2 protein-coding genes and 1 pseudogene are annotated in these 1673 nt (G+C 61.7%); all 3 read left to right on the plus strand.

Annotated elements, in window-relative coordinates; translation table 11 throughout:
- The first annotated feature begins 115 nt into the window (after positions 1 to 115).
- Positions 116 to 373 carry a DUF2790 domain-containing protein gene (locus tag ACXRVY_RS27740; protein ID WP_223463936.1) on the plus strand — a complete coding sequence of 86 codons (258 nt, stop codon included), beginning with the start codon at positions 116 to 118 and terminating at the stop codon, positions 371 to 373.
- 84 nt (positions 374 to 457) lie between these two features.
- Complete coding sequence (locus ACXRVY_RS27745) at positions 458 to 1129, plus strand: heavy metal response regulator transcription factor (RefSeq protein ID WP_046040381.1); 672 nt, start codon at positions 458 to 460, stop codon at positions 1127 to 1129.
- Between the two features lie 8 nt (positions 1130 to 1137).
- Positions 1138 to 1673, plus strand: a pseudogene (locus ACXRVY_RS27750) (heavy metal sensor histidine kinase); the annotation flags it as partial.

The following is a 1673-nucleotide window of genomic DNA, read 5'->3' on the forward strand; positions in this document are numbered from 1 at the left end:
CATTACAACTTTGTCATCAAGCTGTTGGTCGGCTGTCCGGATCGCCTCGTTAACCTGAACTCACTGTCAGGCCAACCACCGGCAGCCACCCTGCCCTTGTAGAGAGAGACTCGTCATGAAAATGTTGATCGCGGGCTTTGTCGCCCTGCTCGCCACCGGTTCGGCGTTTGCCGCTACCCAGCCCACCTCATCGATCATCCACGACAAAGACGGCTTCTATGTCCCGGTGGATGTGGCCAAGGTCCTGTCGATGACCGACCTCAACGGCAAGTGCGGCATCGTCCCGGCGCAGTTCAACTACCTCGACCATCAGGGTCGCGAGCACCAGTTGGACTACCAGGTCCAGGGCGTTGGCTGCATTGGTGAGAACTGAGCGGATGCCTGCCGTCACCGTCGATCGGGCTACACTTGCGCCACTGATGCGCCCCCGTAGCCCGACCGAAACAGGCAGGTCCCGATGAACATCCTCGTAGTCGAAGACGAACCCAAGGCCGGCAATTACCTGCTCAACGGCCTGCAGGAACTCGGATACACGGTGAGCCTGGCGCGGGACGGCGTCGACGGCTTGCACCTGGCCCTGGAACACGACTTCGATGTGATTGTGCTGGACGTCATGATGCCGAAGATGGATGGCTGGGAAGTCCTGCGCCGCCTGCGCAAGGAAGCCGACACGCCGGTGCTGTTCCTCACCGCCCGGGATGACATCGCCGACCGCATCAAAGGCCTGGAACTGGGCGCCGACGATTACCTGATCAAACCGTTTTCCTTCGCCGAACTGGTGGCACGCCTGCGCACCCTGACCCGGCGCGGCCCTACCCGGGAAGAAGAACACCTGCACGTCGACGACCTGCAGATCGACGTGCTCAAGCGTCGCGTCAGCCGCGCCGGCAACCGCATCACCCTGACCAACAAGGAGTTTGCCCTGCTGCACCTGTTCGCCACGCATCAGGGTGAAGTGCTGTCACGTTCGATGATCGCCTCGCGGGTCTGGGACATGAATTTCGACAGCGACACCAATGTCGTCGATGTCGCCGTGCGCCGCCTGCGCCTGAAAATCGATGATCCGTTCCCGCTCAAGCTGATCCACAGCGTGCGCGGCATCGGCTATCGCTTCGACACTCAACCCTGAATGCAACCATGAATGCCATGACGCCGCTGCAATCCGCCTCCCGTCTCAGCCACTCCCTGACCCTGCGTCTGGCGCTGGTGTTCGCCCTGCTGGCGTTTGTTTCGCTGGCACTGCTAGGCGTAGCACTGTATCGCGACCTGGAGCGCGAGTTGATCCATCGCGACGACATTGCCCTGATCACCCGCATCGACCAGTTGCGCACCTTCCTCAATGACAGCAATACCCTGGACCTGATCAAGGCCAAGCCGGCGCTGTTCCAGAACATGATGGGCAACCGCGAGGCCCTGCTGACCATCGGCACCCCTGGCCAACCGCCCTTGCTGGTGGTCAACCCGGGCAACCTGAAAATGCCGGTGCTGACCCCGGTGGCGATGGATCATCGACTGACCCTGAACGACGTGCAGCATTTGCCCAACGTCAATGGCGTGCCGTTTTCCGCCTTGGCGGCGACCATCGACTCCGGTGATCTGGGCAGCCTGCAAGTGGTGACCGGGCGCCTGATGACCGAACGCACCGCCGTGCTCRCCGACTACCGGCTCAATGT

The organism is Pseudomonas sp. P5_A2_2 (assembly GCF_054177685.1).

Bases quoted from the DNA above. Each gene is read 5' to 3' on its own strand.
- ACXRVY_RS27740 (WP_223463936.1), top strand. From the start codon at position 116: ATGAAAATGTTGATCGCGGGCTTTGTCGCCCTGCTCGCCACCGGTTCG.
- ACXRVY_RS27745 (WP_046040381.1), top strand. From the start codon at position 458: ATGAACATCCTCGTAGTCGAAGACGAACCCAAGGCCGGCAATTACCTG.